This window comes from Micromonospora rosaria, from assembly GCF_001567585.1.
Lineage (GTDB): Bacteria > Actinomycetota > Actinomycetes > Mycobacteriales > Micromonosporaceae > Micromonospora > Micromonospora rosaria.
The window spans coordinates 1-1,747 of the sequence record NZ_LRQV01000287.1 but is presented as its reverse complement, the minus strand read 5'-3'; the positions used below and the strand labels follow the sequence as shown (position 1 = coordinate 1,747).

Below are 1,747 nucleotides of genomic sequence, written 5' to 3'. Positions count from 1 at the left end.
GCCGGCGCGTCGGCGTCGTCGGGCAGCGGCAGGCTCAACGCCACCCGGGCCGCCCCGGCCAGCGCCCGGACCGACGCCCCGGCGGCCCGCCGCAGCGTCTCCGGGGCGGGCGCGGCGCCGGTCGGCTCCGGCCCGAGGCCGACCGCGGCGACCAGTGGGGCGGTCACCGTGCCCAGGGTGGCCAGCTTGATCACCTCACCCGGGGCGCCGGTCGCCCCGAGCAGCGCCAGCGTCTCGGTCAGCCGGCCGTCGAACGAGGCGGCGATGCTCTCCGCGCCACTGGCCAGCAGCAGGGCGCCAGCGGGTCCGCTGGTGGCGTCCGGCTCACCGGTCTGGCTGTGCACGCCGATCACGATCGCGTCGACGGCGAGTTCGGCGGGGTCGGTGTCGACCAGGCTCAGGGTGGTGCTGGGCGATGTCAAAGCAACTCCGGGCGGGCCGGGCCGGCCGCGTCGTCGCGTACCGGCGGTTTGTCGGTGGTCTCCGGCGCAACGTACCCGCCGGAGGACGGTCGCGTCCCGTCCGCGTCGCCGACGGGGTCCCGCCGATGCTAACCAGCGGCGCGGACCCCGGTAAGTTGCCACCCATGACCGAGGTGACCCCCGACGCCGCCGCGACCCGGCTGCGTCGTTCCCCGCTGCACGAGCGGCACACCGCCGCCGGCGCCAAGTTCGCCCCCTTCGGTGGCTGGGAGATGCCGCTGGAGTACACCGGGGGCGGGGTGCTCAAGGAGCACACCGCGGTCCGGGCCGGGGTCGGCGTCTTCGACGTGTCGCACCTGGGCAAGGCGCGGGTCACCGGGGCCGGGGCGGTCGACTTCGTCGACGCCTGCCTCAGCAACGACCTCGGGCGGATCGGCGCCGGCCGGGCGCAGTACACGCTCTGCTGCGACGACGCCACCGGCGGGGTGGTCGACGACCTGATCGCCTACCGGTACGCCGACGACCACGTCTTCCTGATCCCGAACGCCGCGAACACCACCGAGGTGGTGCGCCGGCTGCGCGCCGCCGCCCCGCCGTCGGTCACCGTCACCGACGAGCACGAGGGGTACGCGGTCCTCGCCGTGCAGGGGCCCCGCTCGGCCGACCTGCTCGCCGCCCTGGGCCTGCCCACCGAGCACGGGTACATGAGCTTCTCCCCGGCCACCCTCGACGGCGTCGAGCTGACCGTGTGCCGGACCGGCTACACCGGTGAACTCGGCTACGAACTGGTGGTGCCCGCCGCGCAGGCGGTCCCGGTGTGGGACGCGCTCTTCGCCGCCGAGCCCGCGCCGCGCGCCTGCGGACTGGCCGCCCGGGACACCCTGCGCACCGAGATGGGGTACCCGCTGCACGGGCAGGACCTCTCGCTGGAGATCACCCCGGTGCAGGCCCGCGCGGGCTGGGCGGTGGGCTGGGACAAGCCGGCCTTCTGGGGCCGCGACGCGCTGCGCGCCGAGAAGGCCTCCGGACCGGGGCGTACGCTGCGCGGGCTGGTCGCCCTGGAGCGCGGCATCCCCCGCCCCGGCATGACCGTCCGGGTCGGCGACACCGTCGTCGGCACCATCACCAGCGGCACCTTCTCGCCCACCCGCAAGGAGGGCATCGCCCTGGCCCTGATCGACACCGCCGCCGCCCTCGCCGACGGCGACCAGGTCGAGGTCGACATCCGCAACCGCGCCACCCCGATGCGCCTCACCCGCCCCCCCTTCGTCACCCCCTCCGTCCGCTAACCCCCCACCCCCCCACCCCCCTGCCCCCACCCCCCC

Annotated in this window: 2 protein-coding genes; one reads left to right on the top strand and one right to left on the bottom strand. The window is 76.1% G+C overall.

The window, feature by feature from the left end; translation table 11 throughout:
• Nucleotides 1-422: M17 family peptidase N-terminal domain-containing protein (locus AWW66_RS32050; RefSeq protein WP_281179657.1), on the bottom strand; the 422-nt coding region annotated here is incomplete at its 3' end.
• A gap of 164 nt (nt 423-586) precedes the next feature.
• Here AWW66_RS32050 and gcvT point away from each other — a divergent pair.
• On the top strand, nt 587-1,711 hold the full coding sequence (gene gcvT / locus AWW66_RS32045; RefSeq protein WP_067374562.1) for a glycine cleavage system aminomethyltransferase GcvT: 1,125 nt from the start codon (nt 587-589) through the stop codon (nt 1,709-1,711).
• Nucleotides 1,712-1,747 lie beyond the last annotated feature (36 nt).

Bases quoted from the DNA above. Each gene is read 5' to 3' on its own strand.
- gcvT (WP_067374562.1), top strand. From the start codon at position 587: ATGACCGAGGTGACCCCCGACGCCGCCGCGACCCGGCTGCGTCGTTCC.